Origin of the sequence: Paraferrimonas sp. SM1919 (assembly GCF_010993985.1) — a bacterium.
Lineage (GTDB): Bacteria > Pseudomonadota > Gammaproteobacteria > Enterobacterales > Shewanellaceae > SM1919.
Window position 1 is genome coordinate 1 of the sequence record NZ_WINH01000019.1, and the last position, 22,990, is coordinate 22,990.

At 43.9% G+C, this 22,990-nt stretch carries 21 protein-coding genes; 13 read left to right on the forward strand and 8 right to left on the reverse strand.

Features of this window, described 5'->3' with window-relative positions; translation table 11 throughout:
• Positions 1-143: 143 nt before the first annotated feature.
• From pyrF to GFB48_RS12260, 4 genes are all read right to left on the reverse strand, one after another.
• The gene (gene pyrF / locus GFB48_RS12245; protein WP_163936029.1) at positions 144-497 is read right to left on the reverse strand and encodes an orotidine-5'-phosphate decarboxylase; all 354 of its coding nucleotides are present in this window, start codon (positions 495-497) and stop codon (positions 144-146) included.
• A 54-nt stretch (positions 498-551) separates the two neighbouring features.
• On the reverse strand, positions 552-854 hold the full coding sequence (locus GFB48_RS12250) for a hypothetical protein (protein WP_163936235.1): 303 nt from the start codon (positions 852-854) through the stop codon (positions 552-554).
• A 269-nt stretch (positions 855-1,123) separates the two neighbouring features.
• Entirely contained in the window at positions 1,124-1,984 is an 861-nt protein-coding gene (locus tag GFB48_RS12255; RefSeq protein WP_163936032.1) for an SDR family NAD(P)-dependent oxidoreductase, read from the reverse strand.
• Between the two features lie 710 nt (positions 1,985-2,694).
• Positions 2,695-3,054 carry a glutathione S-transferase N-terminal domain-containing protein gene (locus GFB48_RS12260; RefSeq protein ID WP_163936034.1) on the reverse strand — a complete coding sequence of 120 codons (360 nt, stop codon included), beginning with the start codon at positions 3,052-3,054 and terminating at the stop codon, positions 2,695-2,697.
• 135 nt (positions 3,055-3,189) lie between these two features.
• Here GFB48_RS12260 and GFB48_RS12265 point away from each other — a divergent pair, with 135 nt between their 5' ends.
• From GFB48_RS12265 to GFB48_RS12310, 10 genes are all read left to right on the forward strand, one after another.
• On the forward strand, positions 3,190-4,653 hold the full coding sequence (locus GFB48_RS12265; RefSeq protein WP_163936036.1) for an MATE family efflux transporter: 1,464 nt from the start codon (positions 3,190-3,192) through the stop codon (positions 4,651-4,653).
• 106 nt (positions 4,654-4,759) lie between these two features.
• Entirely contained in the window at positions 4,760-5,548 is a 789-nt protein-coding gene (locus tag GFB48_RS12270) for a putative hydro-lyase (protein WP_163936039.1), read from the forward strand.
• Position 5,549: 1 nt separating this feature from the next.
• A complete protein-coding gene (locus tag GFB48_RS12275; protein ID WP_163936042.1) occupies positions 5,550-6,272 on the forward strand; it encodes a 5-oxoprolinase subunit PxpA in 723 nt (240 codons plus the stop codon).
• Positions 6,263-6,967 carry a 5-oxoprolinase subunit PxpB gene (gene pxpB / locus GFB48_RS12280; protein WP_163936045.1) on the forward strand — a complete coding sequence of 235 codons (705 nt, stop codon included), beginning with the start codon at positions 6,263-6,265 and terminating at the stop codon, positions 6,965-6,967. The genes GFB48_RS12275 and pxpB overlap by 10 nt, the downstream gene beginning before the upstream one ends.
• Positions 6,957-7,895: a biotin-dependent carboxyltransferase family protein gene (locus GFB48_RS12285; protein ID WP_163936048.1), complete on the forward strand. Its 939-nt coding sequence runs from the start codon at positions 6,957-6,959 to the stop codon at positions 7,893-7,895. The genes pxpB and GFB48_RS12285 overlap by 11 nt, the downstream gene beginning before the upstream one ends.
• Complete coding sequence (locus GFB48_RS12290; RefSeq protein WP_163936051.1) at positions 7,896-8,744, forward strand: DUF4392 domain-containing protein; 849 nt, start codon at positions 7,896-7,898, stop codon at positions 8,742-8,744. It begins immediately after the preceding gene.
• Positions 8,745-8,752: 8 nt separating this feature from the next.
• Positions 8,753-9,610, forward strand: coding sequence for a D-amino acid aminotransferase (locus GFB48_RS12295; protein WP_163936054.1), 858 nt, complete (start codon positions 8,753-8,755; stop codon positions 9,608-9,610).
• Between the two features lie 13 nt (positions 9,611-9,623).
• Complete coding sequence (locus tag GFB48_RS12300) at positions 9,624-10,139, forward strand: NlpC/P60 family protein (protein WP_163936057.1); 516 nt, start codon at positions 9,624-9,626, stop codon at positions 10,137-10,139.
• Positions 10,140-10,327: 188 nt separating this feature from the next.
• The gene (locus GFB48_RS12305) at positions 10,328-11,752 is read left to right on the forward strand and encodes an amidase (protein WP_163936060.1); all 1,425 of its coding nucleotides are present in this window, start codon (positions 10,328-10,330) and stop codon (positions 11,750-11,752) included.
• Between the two features lie 8 nt (positions 11,753-11,760).
• A complete protein-coding gene (locus tag GFB48_RS12310) occupies positions 11,761-12,372 on the forward strand; it encodes a C39 family peptidase (protein WP_163936063.1) in 612 nt (203 codons plus the stop codon).
• Here the strand turns inward: GFB48_RS12310 and GFB48_RS12315 are convergent.
• From GFB48_RS12315 to GFB48_RS12330, 4 genes are all read right to left on the reverse strand, one after another.
• The gene (locus GFB48_RS12315; RefSeq protein WP_163936066.1) at positions 12,360-13,253 is read right to left on the reverse strand and encodes a LysR family transcriptional regulator; all 894 of its coding nucleotides are present in this window, start codon (positions 13,251-13,253) and stop codon (positions 12,360-12,362) included. The two genes, GFB48_RS12310 and GFB48_RS12315, sit on opposite strands and share 13 nt — an antisense overlap.
• Before the next feature lie 96 nt (positions 13,254-13,349).
• Positions 13,350-14,438, reverse strand: a complete 1,089-nt coding sequence (aguA, locus tag GFB48_RS12320) for an agmatine deiminase (RefSeq protein ID WP_205597734.1) — start codon at positions 14,436-14,438, stop codon at positions 13,350-13,352.
• A gap of 5 nt (positions 14,439-14,443) precedes the next feature.
• Positions 14,444-15,613, reverse strand: coding sequence for an MFS transporter (locus GFB48_RS12325; protein WP_163936069.1), 1,170 nt, complete (start codon positions 15,611-15,613; stop codon positions 14,444-14,446).
• Between the two features lie 94 nt (positions 15,614-15,707).
• Positions 15,708-18,146: a TonB-dependent receptor gene (locus GFB48_RS12330; RefSeq protein WP_163936073.1), complete on the reverse strand. Its 2,439-nt coding sequence runs from the start codon at positions 18,144-18,146 to the stop codon at positions 15,708-15,710.
• A gap of 562 nt (positions 18,147-18,708) precedes the next feature.
• Between GFB48_RS12330 and GFB48_RS12335 the strand changes: the two genes are divergently transcribed.
• The 3 genes from GFB48_RS12335 to glnS all read left to right on the forward strand — a co-directional run bounded on the left by GFB48_RS12335 (position 18,709) and on the right by glnS (position 22,985).
• The gene (locus GFB48_RS12335; protein ID WP_163936075.1) at positions 18,709-18,936 is read left to right on the forward strand and encodes a FeoA family protein; all 228 of its coding nucleotides are present in this window, start codon (positions 18,709-18,711) and stop codon (positions 18,934-18,936) included.
• On the forward strand, positions 18,936-21,137 hold the full coding sequence (feoB, locus tag GFB48_RS12340; RefSeq protein WP_163936078.1) for a ferrous iron transport protein B: 2,202 nt from the start codon (positions 18,936-18,938) through the stop codon (positions 21,135-21,137). Before GFB48_RS12335 ends, feoB begins: the two co-directional genes overlap by 1 nt.
• Positions 21,138-21,332: 195 nt before the next feature.
• The gene (gene glnS, locus GFB48_RS12345) at positions 21,333-22,985 is read left to right on the forward strand and encodes a glutamine--tRNA ligase (protein ID WP_163936081.1); all 1,653 of its coding nucleotides are present in this window, start codon (positions 21,333-21,335) and stop codon (positions 22,983-22,985) included.
• The last annotated feature ends 5 nt before the right edge of the window (positions 22,986-22,990 follow it).

Consider the following 22,990-nt stretch of genomic DNA (forward strand, 5'->3'; position numbering starts at 1 on the left):
GTGATAATAAGGAGTATCTTCAACTGAAATTAACGTACTACGGGGTCTAGGCATAACAACCTCCTACAACTCGCTATAAAACAAGTTTAGTAGGAGGCTGAAAAAACAACAATTAACTATGCCTGTCCATATGTATCATTCCATTAACTATGCCTGTCCATATGTATCAAAGCTAACACTTTCATGTGTGGAAATGCTGAAGCGGCCTTTACAGCAGCCTCCATCATTTTTTGGCCACCAGACGCATGCACAGTGACCATATCGACTCCATGCTTACCGGCAGATTTTATTGCTGAAGCAACGGAATTAGATATTTCATGTAGTTTTATATCAAGGAATACTATTTTTTTAAGGGATTTAAGATAAGCAATGATTTCTGGCCCTTCCGAGGTGAGTAATTGTAGACCCACCTTGTATGTATTAACCTCTGTCGAGGTTGACTCGACAATTGCTTTCGCTTCCTCAAGGGTAAAAACATCTAGTGCAACAATTAGCATTTCCGATAACTCTCCGATGAAAAAACCAATAGGGTCAGGGTTATTGATTTTGGTTTATTGGGCGAGGCGTTTTTGAGTGAGGCTTAGCCGTTTGTGTGAGCTGTATACGGGTTGCTTTTGACCATCTTTGATTAGGAAGGCATCCATTTCTACAGTTATTGCTTTGGATAATGGGTTAATCTCAAGAATGCCAGCTTCACCTAAATTAGCAGATAATAGTGGCTTGCTTTGCAGTGCAAGAAAGGTTCTGTCTGTGTCACGTAAATCGCCGTCGACATAGAGTTTGGCACCGGAAAACCATGAGTTGGTGATTTTGACGCTGTGGCCCTTCACGTTAAATTCAAAAGTTTTTCTCATCATAACCTCCATGTTCTAAGAAACTGTTGCCAAATCATTAAGTGAGAGTCGACAACATTTAGATAACAAAGAATACGCCACTTTAGCTAACGAAATAAAGCTCAAATTTTTATTGTTGAAAATCAATTGGGTCAGTCGCTGGCCCCATTGATTTTTTCCAGTATCAGCAAGATTATGGAGATACCAAATCCAATGCTTAGAGATGGTAAAAAGTGGGAAGTGCCAATATGCCTAAATTAACTATTGATCCGTAGTCTCTTGTTAGGCGATTACAGTCTGTCAGGGTATGAATACCCTGACAAAACTTCACACTCTTTCCAAAGCCATTCTGCCAATGACTTGTCATCAGCCAATGTACTTATTTTTTTAACCTTTTTATCTTTGAAATACTGCCCAGAAACCTTTTCATTAGAAAACATATTTGACAAGAAAACCCCCGTTTCAGCGCCTTTTTTAGGGCTGCGGGCAATAAACCTTCGAACAAATGGGTATAGAAATAGTAATTTTTTGGGAAAGCTTTGCTTCAGCATAGGAGTATCCACGATACCCGGATCAAAACAATTTACTGAAATCGTAGTACCTTCGAGTTTTTCTGAAAGCTCTTGGGTGAATAAGATAGAGAATAGCTTACTATTACAATATGCTAATTCCGCATTAAACTTATTTTTAAGCTCTATATCGTTTTTATCAATTTTTGCATCTGAATGTCGGAACGAAGAGGTATTAACAATTCTTGAGTTTTCTGATTTTAGCAATAAAGGAAGTAATTTCCCTGTTAGAAAATATGGCGCTAGCTGATTAACTGCAAATGTGACTTCAATAGAGTTTGGGGTTAATTGAAGTTCATCACCTGCCCACACGCCAGCATTGTTAACCAAAACACTTAAGGTAGATGTAAGAGAGGAAATCTTTTCTGCTGCTGCCTCAATTGACTCTAGAGAGCTAAAGTCACATTGAATGAAGTGAACTAGGTTTTTTAATGGCCGCTCATTAACTAAAGAATCAAATTTTTCCTTGTTTCTAGCCAATACGAAAAATTCTACTTGATCTTTTTTATCTAGTTCGTAAAGCCACTCTATACCAAAACCCGATGTTACACCTGATATTGCGATTTTTTCCATTTTTTCCATTTTTTCAGCCTTTCCTTGATTTTTTAACGGCTAAAAGCTTATTAATCAGAAGCTCGATAATCTTTCGCACAAAATTTAACTTACAAACAATATGCCACTTTCGCTAAAGAAATAAAGCTGTAATTTATAATTTGCACCTAAACATTGGAAATCATACTAGGCAGTAGCGTGCCTGTATCTATCCGACATAGGGGGTCTTTGGGTGAAAAATTTAATTAGGAAATTCCGCAATTGTTAACGTAGCGCTACTCAATTTCCCCTTCTGTCTGCGCTTAATTTGATTGAGTTAATAGAGCTCTAGGCATGGATGCCTAGTAAGAACTGTTTGAGGCAGGACGCCGAATCAGTTCGCGCTCGTGTATTAACGAATGAAAAATTAAGGTTAAGCAGACTGCGGGGGCTGCGGAGGGGATCCAAGGGGAGGGCGCAGCCCGCTTTCCCCTTGGGTGCTGTCGGTACCCCGACGAGAATAACGTGTGTAGATTCAAACAGCCAAGCGCAGCTTACAACGAGGCGAGTATCGGCACCCCGACAAGTCAGTGGATATACTAGAACAGCCAAGCGCAGCTTAAAGGAACAAGCAAACTTTGAGTATGGATAAAACTGGTTGATAGATTAAGTGTGGGGATTAAAGGGAATATTGAGGGAGAGAATAAAACCTACAAGGAGCGAAGCCCGTATTCGAACCTCGCTCCTCATATCATAATATTTTACGCGTAATTTTTCTCAAGGTACGCATTGATATCACTGGATTCTAGCATCCACTCGCTACTGCCGTCGGCTTTGTTGATGCGCAGGCATGGCACCATGGCTTTGCCAGCGTTGGCGATTAAGTCGCTTCTGTGTTGATCTTGTTTGGCATCAACTAGTTCAATGTTTAAGCCTAAGCGGCGTATTTGGCGGCGTACCTTTACGCAAAATGGGCAGGCGGCGTATTGATACAGCTGGTATTGGGCGGTTTTCGCGTCTAACTCAGCTTGTTGTTGTTCAGTACGCTTAGGCAAACTTGGGCGTGTTAAAAAGTCACCGACAAGAATAACTTTACCTAAAAACCAGCGAATCAATTTCATTTCTTATACTCCAATATTTATTTAGGGCATTGTACCACTGCAGTTGCGTGCTTTTCACTATGGAGACGAGAAAAACTAGGCTAAACTGAATGTTCCTCTTTATTTTAAGCTAATCATCTGATTTTAAGGCTATTCATGGCAGAAGCTAAGTTTGTTTCCGGATCAACAATGCGTCATATCGTTATTATGAGTGCGACTAGTGCGGTGGGCATTTCCGCGCTGTTTTTGGTTGATTTGTTAGATCTGTTTTTCCTAAGTTTATTAGGGGAAGAAGAGTTAGCCGCAGCGGTGGGTTATGCTGGCACCATTTCGTTTTTTACTACTTCTGTGGGCATTGGCTTATTAATTGCTGCAGGCGCTTTAGTATCTAGGGCCATTGGTGCCAAAGATGTGGAAGGTGCCAGGCGTTTGTTTGTTAACAATACCGTGCTGGCGATTGCTATTGCTATCGTGGTGGCTGCGCTAGTCTATTACTTTATTCCCGATTTACTGACCTTAATGGGGGCTAAAGGTCGCACCCATGAATTGGCCGTCAGTTACCTTGAAATCCTGATTCCTTCGTTACCCCTAATTTGTTTAGGCATGATGTTTGGTGGCGCATTAAGGGCGTTGGGAGATGCCAAAACCTCGATGAATTCCACCTTACTGGGTGGATTAGTGAATGCCGTATTTGACCCTATTTTTATTTTTGCTTTGTCTATGGGCATTGAAGGGGCGGCAGTCGCTTCGGTAATGGCGCGTTTTACAGTAATGGCCTACGCCTTACATGGCATCGTAATTAAACATAAGCTCTATACCAAGTTTAACTGGCCGCATTTTGTTGAAGACTTAAGACCCATTTTCGCCATAGCGGGCCCGGCTATTTTTACTAACATTGCTACCCCAGTAGGTAATGCCTTTGTGACTCGCGAAATGGCGCAATTCGGTGACGGTTATGTGGCTGGATGGGCGATTGTGGGGCGCTTGATTCCCGTAGCCTTTGGGATGATTTTTGCCTTAAGCGGTGCCATCGGCCCTATTATTGGCCAGAACTTTGGGGCGGAACGTTTTGATAGGGTCAGTAAAACCTTTAACGATGCTTTAAAATTCGCCCTTTATTATGTGATGGCTATGAGCTTAATTATTTACTTCTTAATTGATGCGATTATTTTAGGGTTTGATGCTAAGGGCGATTCTGCCTCGTTAATTCAGTTCTTTGGGCATTTTATTGCGGTGACCTTCTTTTTCAGCGGGGCTTTGTTTGTGGCCAACGCTTCGTTCAATAATTTGGGTAAACCTAAGTATTCCATGTTCTTTAATGTGGGTAAGGCCACCGTGGGTACGGTGCCATTTGTGATTGTTGGGGCGCAGTTATGGGGTGCCTATGGCGTGCTGATAGGGCAGGCTGTGGGAACCTTTGTGTTTGCTTTGTTTGCGGTTATTACGGCCAAACGCTTGGTGTTTAAGCTCGAAAGTCGCCATGCCGTGCAAACCAATTCGGAATCAGAGGTGATTTCTAGAAGTACCTCTTCCCAAGCAGGTTTTTCTTCGGCGCAGTCAATGATGGCCTGTCAAACCGAAGAAGAGGACTGTGAAGGGGCAACCCGCACCAATAAATAGCAGGGGAGCCTGTTGTTAGTCATATAGGTTTAACCGATAGTTTCTGATTTACACCTATCATTTAACAGGGGTAATCTGCAATTAACCTTCACAAGGGATGAGAATAATGGATAACCTTTCCCCTTATCAGTTAAGAAAACGAATTAAGACTGAGCAATTTACAGGGACAACTTCCGGCCTGGCCAATGGTTATGTGCAATGTAACCTAGTCATTTTACCCCAAGCTTTTGCAGATAGCTTTGAGCTGTTTTGCAGGCAAAATGCCCAAGCTTGCCCTTTGATAAGTAAAAGCCAAACCCCTGGTGAATTTCTGTTTCCTGATTTAGGTCATAAGCTCGATATTCGTACCGATATTCCTAAGTATCGTATTTATCAACACGGTCAGCTCATTAGTGAGACCGCCAACATTACTGATTATTGGCGAGAGGATTCCGTTGCTTTCCTGCTGGGCTGCTCTTTTTCCTTTGAAGAGGCTTTAATTGCCGCTGGGATTGAAATTCGGAATATTACTGAAAATAAAAACGTCCCCATGTATACCACCAATATCGCCAATAAAGCGGTAACACCTTTTGCGGGGAATATGGTGGTGAGTATGCGACCTATGAGCATGGAAGATGCACTTAAGGCTGTAGAGATATGCAGTCATTACCCTAGGGTGCATGGCGCACCCGTCCATATAGGCGACCCAGCCGCAATTGGCATTAACGATATCTCCAATCCCGATTTTGGTGATGCAGTGACCATTAATGAAGGCGAAGTCTGTGTGTTTTGGGCCTGTGGGGTAACCCCTCAAGTAGCCCTAATGCAGGCTAAGTTGCCAGAGGCTATCACCCATTCTCCTGGATATATGTTGGTGACCGACATTCTTAATACTAGTTTGCAGCAAGAGGCTTAAAATGAAACTTAATTGTGATTTAGGTGAAAGTTACGGTCCTTGGAAAATGGGCCAGGATGAGGCGGTAATGCCGTTAATTGATATGGCTAATATCGCTTGCGGTTTTCATGCTGGTGATCCCCATGTAATTAACCATACCCTTGAGCTTGCAAAAGCCGCTAAGGTTGAGATTGGCGCTCACCCAAGTTACCCAGATACTTTGGGGTTTGGCCGCCGTTCCATGAATTGCTCTTACGATGAAATTGTTGATCTTATTTTGTATCAGGTTGCAGCCATCGATGGTATGGCAACAACTAAAGGGATGTCATTAAGCTACGTTAAGCCCCATGGTGCCCTTTACAACGATATGATGGCCAATGAAGCGGTTTTTAAGGCGGTTGTTGATGCAATTAACAGTTACCACAAGCCATTAAAGCTGATGGTATTAGCTACCAATAGCCCAGCTTTACTTGATTATGCCGCCAGTCAATCAGTTGCCCTTATTTTTGAAGCCTTCGCCGACAGACGCTACACCCCGCAAGGTGAGTTGATGCCAAGACGAGAGCCAGGGGCGGTGCTCACTAAAGCTGAAGCGTTAGCCCAAGTAAAACAATTAATTACCGATTCAACTGTGCAAGCCAGTAATGGCCAAATGATCAATATTCAAGCAGATACGCTCTGTGTCCATGGTGATAATGAACAGGCATTAGCATTGGTAAAAGAGATCCGCGCGCTATGTCAGTAACCAAGGCTTTTCCCTATATTGAGATAGCAGCGGAGGACGCATTAATCGTTTACTTTGGTGATAACCTTGATGATGCAATTGGTTCTAAAATTGCTGCATTAAATCAGAGTATTAGGCACAAACTAGGACCTAATCTTATCGATACCATTCCATCTTATGTGTCGTTATTGGTGAGCTACGATCCCCAGCAAACCGACCACTTCTATGTTAAGCAGCTGATTAAAGCCTGTTTAGATGAAGTTGATACTGCCGCTCAATTCGCAGCAGCGGTGATTGAAATTCCCGTTTGGTACAGTGAACAGTCTGGTCCAGATCTTCAGCGTATTGCCCAGCACAATGGTCTTACTGGCGAACAAGTTATTGAACTGCATCAGCAGCAGGAGTATCAGGTTTACGCATTGGGCTTTGCTCCCGGCTTCGCTTTTTTAGGTGAGGTGGATAAACGTATTGCCATGCCAAGGTTAGCCACGCCTCGCACTAAAGTGCCTAAGGGTGCGGTTGCTATCGCCGATAGGCAAACTGCGGTTTATCCTGCCGAGTCCCCTGGTGGTTGGAATATTATTGGTCTGTGCCCACTTGATTTGTTTGACAGTAAACAAGCTCCCCATGTGCCTTTTAATGTTGGTGATACGGTGAAATTTACATCCATTAGTGAGCAAGAATATTACCGCTTAGGGGGGCAGTGTGAGTTTTAAAGTTAAAAATGCTGGTCCACTTGCGAGTATTCAGGATCTCGGTCGCACCAATCATGCCAATATCGGCTTAACGACTTCAGGTGCGGCCGATCCAGAAGCCTTTTATTGGGCCAATAAACTCCTTGGCAATGGGCCCAACAGCAGTGCGATTGAAGTGACCTTTGGGGGCTTAGCATTAATTGCCACTGCCGATTGTGCAATAGCCATTACTGGTGCTCAGGCGGAGATCAAGCTTAATAATACTTTGCTGCCAATGTGGCGCAGCGTTAACGTAAAAGCGGGCGACAGCATTGACATTAGCTACGCCAAGCATGGTTGTCGACTATACCTAGCCGTGGTCGGTGGTTTTCAACTACCAGCAGAATTTGGCAGTCAGTCGACCACCATTCGTGAGGGCGTGGGGCCATTTAATGGTAAAGCACTGCAAAAGAATGACGATTTACCAAGTCTCAATCGCACCGCCTTGCAGCATTTCCAATTACCAGTTGCAGCTGTACCAAGTTACTCAAATGAGCTCACCCTAAGGGTGATAACGGGTTATCAATTTAGTGATATTCCTAAATTAGAGCGACTGAAATTTTTTAATAGCCAATATCAAGTGTCTCCCCAGTGCGATCGCATGGGTTACCGCTTAAAAGGTGAAGCGATCAGCACTGGTATCAGTAATTTGTATTCTGAAGGGATCACTAAGGGGGCGATTCAAATCCCAGCAGATGGTCAACCCATTGTGTTGGCAAATGATAGGCAGACCATTGGTGGTTATCCCAAAATAGGCAGTGTGCTGTCATTAGACTTAGCGAAATTAATGCAAACCAGTGCTGGGGCTAAAATTCGATTTAGTGCGATAACGATTGAGCATGCCCACAATTTGTTACACCTAGAAAAAATAAAACGACAAGGCGTTAAACTGGTTAAGGCAGGCAACTAAATGGATTTTCAAAATTCACTATTAAAGTTGAGTAAACAAGTCGAAAACTTACTGGTAGAACGTAACCTAAGGGGCATGCGCGATGTCCAGCCCGCCTTAAATGAGGGCTATTACTTAAGGGCTGCCCAGCGATTATTTAGTGTTAAAGGGACGGTGCTCATAGGTACTGGATTTCCCGTTGCTGGCACATTTGAAACCGATGGTCCAGTTGGGGCTATTGCACTTTACCATTGTCTAAAGAAATTAAATAAAACGCCAGTTATTGTTTGTGGGGAGCCATTATACAGCGCCCTTTACAAAGACTTTGACTGCTATCCTCTGCCGTTAAACGACATTGAAAATGCACAATGTTTTGCCCAGCAATTATTATCAGAGTTAAAGCCCGAATTAGTCATATCGATTGAGAGACCGGGTTTAGCTGCTAATAATCGTTATCACAATATGCGTGGCGAAAATATTTCCCAATATTGTGGTTGTTTTGATGCGGTAATTGAATTGGCGGATTGCCCAACCATTGCTATTGGAGATGGTGGCAATGAAATAGGTATGGGGAACATCACTCATGCTCTTGCTAAGCTGGCGATTACGCCTGCTAAAACCTGTTGTGATGAACTATTAATTGCCGATGTGTCGAATTGGGGGGCGTATGGACTTATGGCTTTTTTATCTATATGGCAAAACCGTAATTTACTCGAAGAAATAGACCTAGAGGCAATTTTCAAGTATTTGTCTGGGTTAGGCAGTGTCGATGGGGTGACCCGCGAAAATAGTTTAACTGAAGACAGTTTATGTTTCAGCGAAGGCCTGCAATTACTGGGGCGCTTGCAACAATTATGTGGATTTAAATAGGCGAATTAATGAGTATTGTTTTTTTAAATGGAGATTTCTTAGCTGCAGAAGAAGCGAAAATCTCGCCAATGGATAGGGGCTTTTTATTTGGTGAAGGCATTTATGAGGTGCTCCCAAGTTACCAAGGAAAGTTTATTGGTTTAGCGCCGCACCTTAAACGTATGCAAAACGGCCTGAACGAACTTGATATTGCTAACCCCATGAATGACGGTCAATGGCAACAAGTTATTCTTGATTTAATTGCCAAGAATGAAGGGGATAATTTAGGGGTGTATCTGCAGGTAACCCGCGGAGCGAGTGAAGTTCGTCAGCACGGCTACCCACAACAATCACAGCCAACTGTGTTTGCTTTTACTTTTACAATTGACGCTGTTAAAGATGCCACTATCGAGTCAGCCAAGACCTATGAGGTATCAGCAACCCAGGATCTTCGCTGGCAACGCTGCCATATTAAATCGACGTCTTTATTGGGTAATGTGATGCATTACCAGCAGGCTAAGGTGCAGGGCTGCCAAGAAATGTTGCTTGTTAACGGCAAGGGTGAAGTCACCGAAGCCAGCTCAAGTAATGTGTTTATGGTTAAAGATGACGTGATTTATACGGCCCCGCTTGATAACCAGATTTTACCTGGGGTTACCCGCGCCATTGTGTTGGATATATTGCGCAGCCATGGCCAATATAAAGTGCTAGAAACGCCTTTTACCCTTGAGCAAGCTGCGGCGGCGGATGAATTATGGCTGACCAGTTCAACAAAAGAAATTGCACCAATTGTCATGCTTAATGGTAAGCCCATTGCCGATGGCAAAGCGGGGCCGGTTTGGTTACAGGCACAAACACTGTTTAATCAGTACAAGTTTTTATACTAAAGGAATAATAATAATGAAAAGAATAGTTATCGCCGCTATGGCGGCACTGTCTGTCAGTGCTTGTGGTCCGAGCCAAACCGCCACCGACAAAATTTTAGATGTGGCTTATAGTTGGAAAGATCAAGGCTTTGAAGTGGGTAAGGCTGAGCAATGTATGAATTGGACTAGGCAGGTGTTAGTGGCTGCCTGTGGTGATAAGTTTAAAGACATGCAAACCCTAGAGCCTTGGGATAAAGCCTTCTTAGGCGAAAATGACATGCTGCGTCCAGAGCATGCCGATTCCTTGGCCGGTGACATGTTTGGCAACAAAATTGAAACCCTAGAACAAGTTCAAAAAGGCGATCTTGTTTTTCTTAAAAACACCTATGGTAATTGGAACCCAGGGGTGATCACCCATGTGGGCATTGCCACCGGTGATGGCCAATATATCCACCGCATGACTTCTAATGAAGGCATAGTCAAAGTGCAAGATATTCCAGCCCATGAGTTTGCTAGTGCGCTAAGAATGGACAGCAGTTTGTGTGAATAATCACTGAGAAGCGAGAAGCGAGAAGCGAGAAGCGAGAAGCGAGAAGCTAGAAGCTAGAAGCTAAGAAATTCGATTTCGGGGCTGCATGGATGCAGCCCTTTTTCTATCGTTTCAGCCGATAGATGCCAATTGTTATTGAGTTGCTCAAATAGCCATACTGCAAATGTCTAAATTTGAGTGAAATTAACATGTCTGCACATAACTTTTCTGCCACCAAGCTTTTGTCATTATACCGCAACCAAAAGCTTTCCCCTGTTGAAGTGGCCCAAGACTATCAAAATCAATTTAATCGAATTAACTCGAAAGTGAATGCGTTTAGTTTTCCCTTTTTTGAGCGCGCCATCGAGCAAGCTAAAGTTGCCGAACAAAGGTATAGCGACGCAAGCTACAGAGCTTTAGAAGGTCTGCAAGTCGCTTTTAAAGATGAAACCTATATTGAAGGTGAGCCCATGACCAATGGCTCATGGGCCAATAGGAACACCATTGCCACCTCGACCGATCCCGTGCCTGAATTATTATTTGATCAAGGGGTGATTAATATTGGTCGCACCACCACTCCAGAATTCTCAGTCGCTTCGGTCACCTGGTCAAATTTATGGGGTATCAGCCGTAGTCCTTGGAATACGGCAATGACCTGTGGTGGCTCTTCGGGCGGTTCAGCGATCGCGGTGGCCACGGGTATGGCCAGCTTTGCTAATGGCACAGATATTGGTGGTTCTCTCCGCATTCCTGCGGCCATGTGTGGCGTTTATGGCTATAAGCCGCCCCATGGGCGCGTGGCGGAAATTGCGCCATATAACATTGATTTATATTGCCACCATGGTTTGATCACCCGTACTTTAGATGACATGTTATTAGCCTATCCGCACATTCGAGGCAGTAACTGGATAGATTCCCATTCCTTTGTGCCTGATAGCAATCCTAGTTTGGCGCCGACTAAGCCGCTGTCACAGTTAAAAGTGGCGGTATCAGTGGACTTAGGTTTTTATCAAGTGGATAAGGATATTCAGGATAACCTATTAAACACCGCCAAGGTGTTGGCTGCCACGGGGGCAGAGGTCGAGCTGGTAGAGTTAGATTGGGACAGTCAGGTGATTCAAACCGCTAAGGTGCATCAAAGGGCAATGATGGGGCAAAAGCTTAAAAAAGAACATTTAAATGCCCCTCACTTTGACAAGCTAACGCCCTATGTACAGCAATACCTACAAGCTGCAGCTAAGACCACATTAGATGATGTACTTGAGGCGAATATGCATCTTTGTAAAATGTGGGATGAGTTAGCTAAAGTCTTTAAAGATTATGACTTGTTATTGTGCCCAACGGTAGCGACCACTAATGTTGCTGCGGACTTTGATTATTCAAAAGATACTCTGCAGATAAATGGGGTAGAGGTTGACGCCAATAAAGGCTGGTTTATGACTTATCCTTTTAATACTTTTGGCCAGTGCCCAGTCCTCTCTATGCCAAATGGTTTTTGTGAAAATGGTATGCCAAGCTCGCTGCAGCTAGTGGGCAGACCCTACCAAGAAGAGCATATATTTGTGGCCGCCAAAGAAATCGAACGTCAACAACTCGAAGGTTGGTACAGTAAAATTTTACCGCAATTTAAGTAGGAAAAAGCATGCTCAACAAAGTAATAATGGCGCTAATGGTGACTATCTCGAGTATAAGTTTTGCTGCAGAGAAAGTGCCATTTTACAATCAAATGGATAATAAGCATGAAGGTTGGCGTGCTTGCAATATTACCTCACTGGCTATGGTCTTAGATTATTTTGGGGTGCAGCCCAAAAACCAGATTGAATTAAGAATGCCCGATCATATTTATCAGCGCTTTGGCATTAAGCAAGATCCTTTCGAGTTGCAAGCGGTGTTTAATATGATAGCTAGAGATGCTGGCTCACCGATGAGGGATGTGTTTTATGAGCGTGGCACCGTTAAGCAATTACAAGCCCTTGCACAAAAGGGTATTCCAACTATTGTCCATGGTTGGTTTACCAAAGATGGTCATATTGTGGTCGTCACCGGTTATGATGGTGACTATTACACAGTGAACGATCCCTATGGTAAATGGTTAGGTAAAAAGTGGCTGGATTCCAAGGTTAACTACGACACCAGTGTGTCAGGCTTCGGGGTACGCTATAAAGCCTCTGAATTTGAACATGCCATTAATGATAATGGCACGGGTGATGACCTTTGGTTGCATACCTTTGTAAATATAGATCAACTTGATTGAGCGCCCAATTGTGTCAGGCGTTTGATTAGCCATTGTAAACATTTGCCATTGGCGCTTTGTGAATGCCAAATGATGTCGACACAATGGGGATAAGTGACACTTTGATGGCAAGTCGGTAAGCGGACTAATTCACCACTTTTTAACTGTGTTTCGATTAAAGTTAATGGTAGGTCTGCCCAACCTAAGCCTGCCTGTACAGAATGTAATAGCATAGCGGCAGAGTTGCTATACCAAATTTTACTGGACAGTTGTGAATCGAATCGCCTGAAACCGGTATCACTATCGGTGACCCTGATATGGCGGTACTGGCTTAAATCAGTAGGTGACACACTGTTGAGTTTTGCCAATGGGTGATTTTTACTAACGACCGTGCAATAGTGGCTGTGGGCCACACCTTTAAAAGCAAATTCTTCCGGGTAATCATCTTTTGATAAGGATAAAGCGATATCGACTTTACCCTGTTTTAAAAGAGTACTGGCCTGATTATGACTGCTACATAATAGCAATAAAGAGGTGTTTTCAAACTCTTGGTCAAATTCTTCGAGCAACTTTAATAAATACGCTTCTGGCAGAGCAAACTCATCATATGCGAAGCTTATTTCAGTCTCTACATCCTCAATCATGTTATCAATGCGTCTGAGCAAGTTGTTGTGGCTTTTGGTGACACTTTTGATGTCATTAAGCAAGGCCAGACCTTCTTTGGTTAGGGTAGGAGAGCGTTTTGAGCGATCAAATAACTCAAAGCCAGTATCGATTTCTAAATTATTAATCAGGCCACTGACGGAAGATTGTGCTTTACCTAATTTACGGGCGGCAGCAGAGAAACTGCCTGTTTCAACCGCGGTAACAAAAGCTTCTAATTGTTCAAGAGATAACTGCATAAAGGATAAAAGATAGTTTTTAAAGCCGTTATACTTGGATTTACTCTTTAAGTAAATATCAAGCCAGTACAGAACTGGCTTGGATTGCAGAGCGAGTTAGCTTTTAGGAACTTGCTGGGTAATACAGTGGATGTTGCCGCCCCCAAGAACAATTTCGCGCGCTTCTACACCAGTAACAAGATAATCTGGATACAGGTTTTGTAATATTTCTTGAGCTTGGTCGTCATATTGGCTATCAAGTAATGGAAACACAATCTGCTTATTGGTGATCAAGTAATTGGCGTAGGAGGCCGCCAAGCGTTCCCCCGCTTCACGCTTCATGCCCTGTGATGGCGCAATACCGGCGGCTTCGGCTTCGGTTAAGTACAGTGGCCCAGGCATTGGCAGAGTGTGCACCTTGATACTGCGGCCTTTGGCGTCAGTTTGTGACTCTAGGAAAGCTTTTGCCTGTTTGGAGATCGGGTACTGTGGATCTTCAGGATCATTGCAATCTGTGATCACCACTTCAGCGGGTTTTACCACATGTAAAATATTATCGATATGGCCATTAGTTTCATCGTTATACAGGCCTTGGGGCAGCCAAATGACTTTCTCAGCCCCAAGGTATTGCTTTAGATAAGCTTCAATTTGGCTTTTAGATAAATCAGGATTGCGACTTGGGTGCAGCAAGCATTCTTCGGTGGTGTAGACCGTGCCTTCACCATCGACATGGATGGAACCACCTTCTAAGATAAAGGGCGCTTGATAATGGTCTTTATTATCAATTTGGCAGACTTTAGCGGCGATAGCGTCGTCATTATCCCATGGGCTGTATAGGCCATCAAGCTCTCCCCCCCAAGCGTTGAATTGCCAACTTATGCCTCGGCTTTGACCTTGTTGATTGATAACATAGCTTGGCCCCACATCTCGCATCCATGCATCATTATTGTCTATTCGCACCACGTCAATGTGCGCGGGCAGTTGCGCTCTAGCTTGTTCAAATTGCGCTTCAGATACCGCCATGGTAACAGGCGTAGTTTGGCTGATGGCCTCGGCGACTTTGGTAAATGCAAGCTGAGCAGGTTGGCTTTGATGGCGCCAGTTGTCAGGGCGCTCTGGCCATATCATCCATACCTTTTGCTGTGGTGCAGACTCTGCGGGCATAAAAAATCCGTCTTGTTTAGGAGTAGAATTTATTGGATTCATGATGGTTATTCCTTTGATTTAACCATGGTGTTAGCACCAATAGTCAGTAGACCAGAAATTAAAATAGCAATGCCACCAACCACGATTACATGGTTTAAGCTGTAATGCTCGACTAACATTCCAGCTATTGGTGTACCTAAAACTAAGCCGACTTTAAATGCGGCTACGCATAAAACAATTAATCGCCCAGATTTATCCACTTCATTAAAAATGGCCATCATGATAGGGATGATATAACTCCAAAAAATTTGATAAATAATGGTGGCAATGGCGTAAATTAGCCAAGCATTATCTTGATTCATCAGCAGCAGCGCTATCAAACATGGCATTTGAATGATTACCGTTAACCAAATGGCGCCAGCACGGCCGATAAATTGAGTCGACCAGCCCGATAACCAAGAGCCGATAGCACTAATGGCAAAACCAAGGCCAAGCAAATAACCCACCTCACTGCCCGTTAGCCCGGCATTCACACCAATGCGTTCTAAATAAGCCCAAATCGTACCTTGAGCGAAGTAGTAACTGACTACCCCTAAAAAAATCAAGGTGGTCGGCTTCCAAATCGGTTTGATATCAAAGCGCGATTGATTATGTTGTGTCTTGTGGTTACAAGGAAAAGAAACCAAGGCAAAGGCGAGGGCAATAACTAAGGCAACATTAAAAAAATGAAATATGCCAGCGTAGCCCCATTCATTAATCACCATCGGCAATAGGGCAAAGCCTATGGTGCCATAAATAACCTGTAGGGTGACCATGATGCTAAAGGCTTTGTCGGCATTATCGCGGTCTCCCAATGCCGCTAAGGCTATGGAATAACTCACGCCACAGGCAATACCTGCGATAAAGCGAATCAATACCAAGCTGTTGAAGTCGTTGATCAGGCCAGTAATCACATTGGCAGCAATAAATACGGCTAAAGAGGCGATAACCATTTTTTGCCAATGACAGCGTCTCACCCAGAAAAAGGCAGAGCTGCTGGTGATCAATATACCGGCAACATCGGCGGCGGTTAGCCAACCTATCTGTTGCGCGCTGAAATGGTTGGAATCAGTGAACGCCCCGACCATTAACGGCATTAAGGTGGTCACCGCAGCGCCCATCATGGCGGCGCTTAGCACAGCCCAAAAGCCTAGGGTTTGCTTGATATCCATGTTGTTTTTCATTGTTATTATCATGACTACTTCCTTTTGATAATAAAAAGGGCCATCACTGGCCCTTGTCTAAGGCCTTTGTAACAGACCCGTTTTCTTCGAACAACTGTGCTTTAAATTAATTCACAAAGTTGTAGCTGAAGTTTAAGCCAATGGTACGTGGCTGAGCATAAATGCTGGTGTAGCCAAATGGTGCGCCTTGGTCTTGGTAAGATACCTCAGCGGCTTCATTGGTTAGGTTATTAATCCAAAGCGATGCAGTCCAAGCGTCAATAGAGTAACTTACCTGAGCATTTAATAAAGTGTAAGCATCGTATTTGTATGGCTCATCAATACTGCCATCAGCATTGGCATCGGCACGGTCGCTTAGCATCTCACCCACGTATTTAGCGCGTATATTGGCATCTAATACACCATCGCCTAGCTCTTGGGTGTAGTTAAACGCTAGATTGTGACGCCAAGTTGGTGTACCGCCGAGCTCACCACCTTTGTACCAGGTACGACATTGGTTCCCTTCAGCCGCTTCGCCACCTTCAAAGATACACAGCGATTTGTTTTCAACAAACTCAGCTTTAGCAGTGGCGGTTTCCCACTTAACGCTAAAGTTATCAGTTAAGTTGTAACGTACTTGCGCTTCAATACCTTGGGATTTAGCTGCTGGACCATTATTGGTACCGTTTAGCGGGAAGATCTCAATGTACTGGGCGTTATAGGTTTGAGTATTATCCCAATCGATATGGAACGCGTTCAGCTGAACATACAAATCGTTATCTAGACTGGTGCCTTTATAACCAAACTCATAGTTAGTGGTGGTATCTGGATCGTAAATTTGGGCCTCTTTACTGACTTTTAGGTCACCCATGTCACGGTAGCTGTTGGTACCGCCACGACGGAAGCCTTGGGAAGCAGTAAAGTATAACAATTGACTGTCTGCAACATTGTAAGAGGTATTAAACTTGAAGATAGAATCGCCAGTGCCTTCTTGTACAGTTTCATTGGTTACAGTGCCAATATAGCCGGTGTAATCTTCAATAGAGCGCAGGTTGGTATCCTTCCAGTTGAAGAAACGGGCCCCAAGGGTTACATTCCAAGCATCGGTTACTTGGTAGCCAAGTTCACCATAGATAGCAAATTCTTGATACTTAGAATCAGCATCTTCAAAGTAGCCAGTATCGGCTTCAGGGCGTACATAATAATCATCAGGGTTATAGCCACCCCAATCATCGCTCATCGCTTTATCTAAGCCTTTAAACACTTCCCAGAATTTGAGCGTGCTTTGTCTGTCTGAATAGTAAAAGCCAGCAATCCAGCTTAACGGGCTATCAATGGTCGAGGTTAAGCGGGTTTCATGCTCAATACCTTGGTAGTCGTTATCGGTTTTTAATAGCGCCGACTCTTTAGTCTCGCTAAAGCCCATACCTGGGATCCAGCCATAATACTCATCACCGTAGTTTAGGTAGTCGGCTTGACCGGCACTGTCATCTTTATAACCAGAAGTTGAGCTCATTAGATTGGCAAAACCAAGATCCCAGTTAATTTCAACACTGCCCATTTCAAACAAGCGATCGGTAAATTCTTCATGCACACGTTGAATGGTATAACGGTCGTATTGGTATGGCGATTCTTGGGCTTCAAGGTTACAGTTTTGACCGGCATATAGGCTCTCACAAGCCGCGGTTTCGTCCCAGCGGCTGGCACCTGAGGTACCATGGGCTTTTTGCTTTTGGCGGGTATAAGCAAAGTTGATATCAAAAGTATCTGTCGGTGCCCACTTTAATTGTAAGCGAGCGCCTGTGCTGTCTTGCCAGTCGTCATCTTCAAATACTTCACCAGCAGGCGACCCAAGCTTATGGTTTGACTCATCCCACCATACGGCTTGCTTAACACGGTCGGTATAGCCGTTGTCATCTAGATGAGAAACATTAGCACGGAAAGCTAGCGTATCGGTTAATGGCAGGTTTAAGGTAACGTCAGTATCGTTACTGAGGCTGCCATTTTGTACATGGTAAATGCTGGTATTAACGTCAACCGTTAGCTCTTCAGTATCTGGTTTATTGGTAATGTAACGTATGGTACCGCCTAGGGAACCGCCACCGTATAGGGTACCTTGTGGACCTAGTAGAGTTTCTACCCTTGAAATATCTTTTAAACGATAAGTCATTCGTGGTAGAGCAGTGTTATCTAAGTAATAAGCAAGGGTGGTACGCTCAAATGACGCTAGGTTGTTGGCACTAGCGGCAGAGACGTTCAGGCCACGAACCGTGACTGATTCGCCTAAACGGGCCGAGTTAAGTGGTGCACTGATCACGACCGAATCAGCAATTAATGCCTTGGCATCGGTAATGTTTTTGCTACGCAGTTCGTCAGCGCCCATGGCGGTAACATTCATTGGCACTTCACTGGCTAGACCAAGGCGGCCGCTGGAAGTAATTTGTAGCACTTCAATGTCTTGTAAGTCTTGTTGTTCTGATGCTTCTTCAGCTAAAACATAACTTGAATTAAGCAATACAGCTGTAGCAATAAACTTAGCTATTTTGCTCGTTTTGAACCTTGGCATAGCGTTCCCTCTTGTTGTTTTTATTTGCTTTTATTGAGCTCAGAACAACATTCAATTCCTTGAATATCAGGCAGCAATAAAAATCACATAGGGTTAGCATTATTGACTATGGTGTAGAGACCAAGTTGATTTCTATAGGTTGAAGCTATGGGTTGAAGGTTGCAGCAAAAATTATCTGTCATGACAGGTTTTATATACCAGCAGGCGGATTTAACCTGATACTTTTCACTAATTTTGGCGCATAACGGCGAGCATTGTTTGTATGATATATGTTTGAATTAATTTAAATCATTAACACCAGTAAAAGACAATGCTCATCTGGCAGCAAAATACCTACCCCAAATAACCAAGTCGCATTGAGCAAACTGATGCATCTAAGTTGGCCAAATGGCAGAAGTGATCAAGCTAATACTGTCATGTTGATGGTTTAGTAGACAAATAAAAGGACTAAGTTAACTAATTTACAATTAATACTTTGCTATGCGCATTGGATTAGTTGATAATGGTTCTCATTTAGAAAGAATAGATAACGATAATTATTGTGCTCAAAGGAGAGCCTTGAATGAATATCAGCCAAATGACCATTGGCAGTGACGCCCAAGTGCTGAGCTTTAATGAACAAATAAGCCCTGTTAACAAGCGTAAGCTGTTAGCTATGGGAGTTACCCCGAACGCAACAATGACTTTGGTGCGTTTTGCACCGTTAGGTCACAGTGTTGAAATTGAAATTCGTGGTAGCCTTTTATGTCTTCGCAATGAATTAGCGCAGATGATTGAGGTGAGCCAATAATGACGACGAATAAGTGCTTCCACTTTGTCACGGTGGGTAATCCCAATGCCGGCAAATCCACCCTTTTTAATGGCCTAACTGGGCGCTCCCAACAAGTGGGTAACTGGTCAGGAGTTACCGTTGCGACCACTTCTGCAAAAATAGCGAATGTGGCATACGACGCTAAGCTTACAGATTTACCAGGTATTTACGACATAACGCCTGCGGTTAATCGCAGTGAATGCTCCCTTGATGAGCAATTAGCGCAAAACTTTTTGTTGGAAACTGAGCTCGATGGCATTGTAAATTTAATTGACGCTACCAATATTGAGCGCCATTTATATTTAACTGCCCAGTTACTTGAACTTGGTTTACCAATGTTAGTGGTCGTTAATAAAATCGATGCTGCCAAACGCCGTGGCATTAGTGTTGATTTGGATGCGCTGGCGCAGCATTTAGGCTGTGCAGTGATAGCGGTAAATGCTAAAAACAGTAAAGATCTAGCTAAAGTGAGCCAAGCCATAGCGGCTTTAGCTACGCAACCTGCACCTCAGGGAAGGGTGATTTACTCGCCTCAAATTGAAACCCTATTAAATGATCAAAGCAGTCGTTATCAGCAATTTAATCAGTTGGTAAAACAACCTAGTATTGATTGGATGACAGAGCTTGCCAGCAGTCGTTACCAATGGGCTGACGATGTGTATGAAGCAGCGATTAGTAAAACCTTGACGAAAACCCTGACTGATAAAATCGATCAATTGGTCTTACACCCAGTATTAGGGGTGCCGATTTTCCTATTTATGATGTACCTAATGTTTATGTTCTCAATCAATGTCGGCAGTGCCTTTATTGATTTTTTTGATATTTTAGCGGGTGCGATTTTTGTTGAGCAGGGTGAGTATTGGCTAACCCAAATTGGCTTACCAGAATGGATGGTGACTATTTTGGCGGGTGGTATTGGTTCTGGCATTCAAACCGTGGCCACCTTTATTCCTGTGATTGCCGCGCTTTATATCGCCTTATCGGTACTTGAAGCTTCAGGCTATCTATCCCGCGCAGCCTTTGTGGTTGATGGCTTCATGCGTAAAATAGGCCTGCCTGGTAAGGCTTTCGTGCCTATGATTGTTGGCTTTGGTTGCAGTGTACCGGCAATTATGGCGACCCGTACCTTAGGGGATGAACGTGAACGTGTGATCACCGGTATGATGGCACCGTTTATGTCCTGTGGTGCCCGTTTACCTGTGTACGCCTTATTTGCCGCGGCATTCTTTCCTGAGAGTGGTCAGAACTTAGTATTCCTATTGTACTTTATTGGTATTTTAGCAGCGGTAGGCACTGGCTTATTGCTTAAGCATACGGTACTGCCGGGGGAATCAACCTCAGGCATTATGGAGCTGCCAGCCTATGAAATGCCAAGTCTTGCCATGGTTGCCCAAAAGACCTACCGCCGTACCAAAAGCTTTGTGACAGGGGCTGGTGTTACCATTATCACTGTGGTGGCGATTTTACACTTTGTGAATTCTATTGGTACCGATGGTTCGTTTGGGCACCAAGACAAAGGTGATTCAGTATTGGCAAAAGTAAGTCAAACCGTCACGCCAGTATTTAACCCTATGGGCATTAGCAATGATAACTGGCCTGCCACGGTCGGCATTGTGACGGGTTTGTTTGCTAAAGAAGCGGTAGTGGGCACCCTAAACAATCTATACAGTCAAGCGGATGAAGACGAGGTTATGCAACCAATGGCAGTACGCTTTGATGAAGCGCTTGAATCTATTGGAGCTAACCTCGGCGATATTGCCCCTGAGGACCCATTATCTCTAAACTTGGGGAATATCGAAGATCGCTCCACTGCTGCCGAAGAGCAAGAGGTGGATACTTCGACCTTTGACAGCCTTGAAAATGGCTTTGGTTCCCGCGCAGCCGCCTTTGCTTTTTTATTATTTGTGCTGCTTTACACCCCTTGTGCGGCGGCTATGGGCGCATTGGTCAATGAGTTTGGCAAACAATGGGCATTGTTCAGCGCCGGTTGGACCTTCTTCTTAGCCTACGGCGTTGGCGTGACCTTTTACCAACTCAGTATTTTTGCAATAAACCCTATCGCTTCGGTAATGTGGATTGTCGCTTTTGTGGCAGGGCTTACAGGCTTGTACCTGTGGTTAAAGCAACAGGGCCTGAAGCGTGGCGATAGCGATAGGATTGATATTAAGTTAATCGGATAATCACTTACTGGATTGGGTCAATGGGAGGCTTTGCCTCCCATTTTTGTATGCTAATTGCACAAATAGACGGTGGAAATAAAAAACCTTGCAATTGGCAGTACAATAATCGGGCTTTGGGATTGTACTTAACTAGAATATATAGGATTATACGCGGCTATATGCTTTTAGAAATCTTTGTTTGAATAGAGGGGCTCCATGAGTGACCTAGAGAAAGAAGTACGCCCAAGTAACTTCATTCGTAATATCATCGATACCGATCTTGAGAGTGGCAAGCACACCCAAGTGCAAACTCGTTTCCCGCCTGAGCCAAATGGGTACTTACACATTGGCCACGCTAAATCTATCTGCCTTAATTTTGGTATCGCCCAGGATTATAAAGGCCTTTGTAACTTACGATTTGATGATACCAACCCTGAAAAAGAAGACATCGATTTCGTAAATTCAATTCAAGAAGACGTTAAATGGCTTGGTTTTGAGTGGGCTGGAGAGGTTCGCTACTCATCAAACTACTTTGACGCCCTTTATGGTTATGCGATTGAACTCATCAACAAAGGTTTAGCTTATGTTGATTTTTTAAGTCCAGACGAAATGCGTGAATACCGTGGCACTCTAACTGAGCCAGGTAAAGAGAGTCCATACCGAAATACTACGCCGGAAGAAAACTTAGCCCTGTTCGAAAAAATGAAGAACGGCGAGTTTAAAGAAGGCGAGTGTTGTTTACGTGCTAAAATCGACATGGCTTCTAGCTTTATGGTGATGCGCGACCCGGTCATTTACCGTGTTAAATTCGCTCACCATCACCAAACGGGTGACAAGTGGTGCATATACCCAATGTACGACTTTACCCATTGTATTTCGGATGCGATTGAGAACATCACCCACTCACTGTGTACCCTAGAGTTCCAAGACAACCGTCGTCTGTACGACTGGGTGCTGGATAACATCTCTATTGAAGCGCGTCCACATCAGTATGAATTTTCTCGTCTAAACCTTGAATACACCATGATGTCTAAGCGTAAGCTAAGCGCATTAGTGACTGAAGGTCATGTGGACGGTTGGGATGATCCTCGCATGCCAACGATTGCCGGTTTACGTCGTCGTGGTTATACCCCTGGCTCTATTGTTGAGTTCTGTAAGCGTATTGGCGTAACCAAGATGGAAAACATGGTAGAAATGCCAATGTTAGAAGCTTGTATTCGTGAAGACCTAAACGAAAATGCACCTCGTGCCATGGCCGTGCTTGATCCAATTAAACTGGTTATCGAAAACTTTGACGGTGATACAGAAATTCTTAATGTTAAGAATCACCCGAATAAGGAAGAAATGGGCACTCGCGAAATGCCATTTGGCCGCGAAATCCTAATCGATGCTGCCGACTTCCGTGAAGAAGGTAACAAGAAGTACAAGCGTTTAGTGCTGGGTAAAGAAGTTCGTCTACGTGGTGCTTACGTGATTAAAGCTGAGCGTTGTGACAAAGACGCCGATGGCAATGTGACCACTATCTACTGTACTTATGACAAAGAAACATTAGGTAAGAACCCAAGTGATGGCCGTAAGGTTAAAGGTGTAATCCACTGGGTTGCAGCAGAAACGGCGGTTGCGGCTGAGTTCCGTGTTTACAACAAGCTATTTAATGTGGCCAACCCCAACGGTCTAGAGCTTACAGAGGCCCTAAACCCAGAATCACTAGTGGTTAAGCATGGTGTGATTGAACCTTCATTGGTTAACGCTGAAGCGTCAAAAGCTTACCAGTTCGAGCGTGAAGGCTATTATTGTGCCGACAGCAAAGACTTCACTAAAGATAAACCCGTGTTTAACTTAACGGTGGCATTACGCGAGTCGTTTTAATTTAT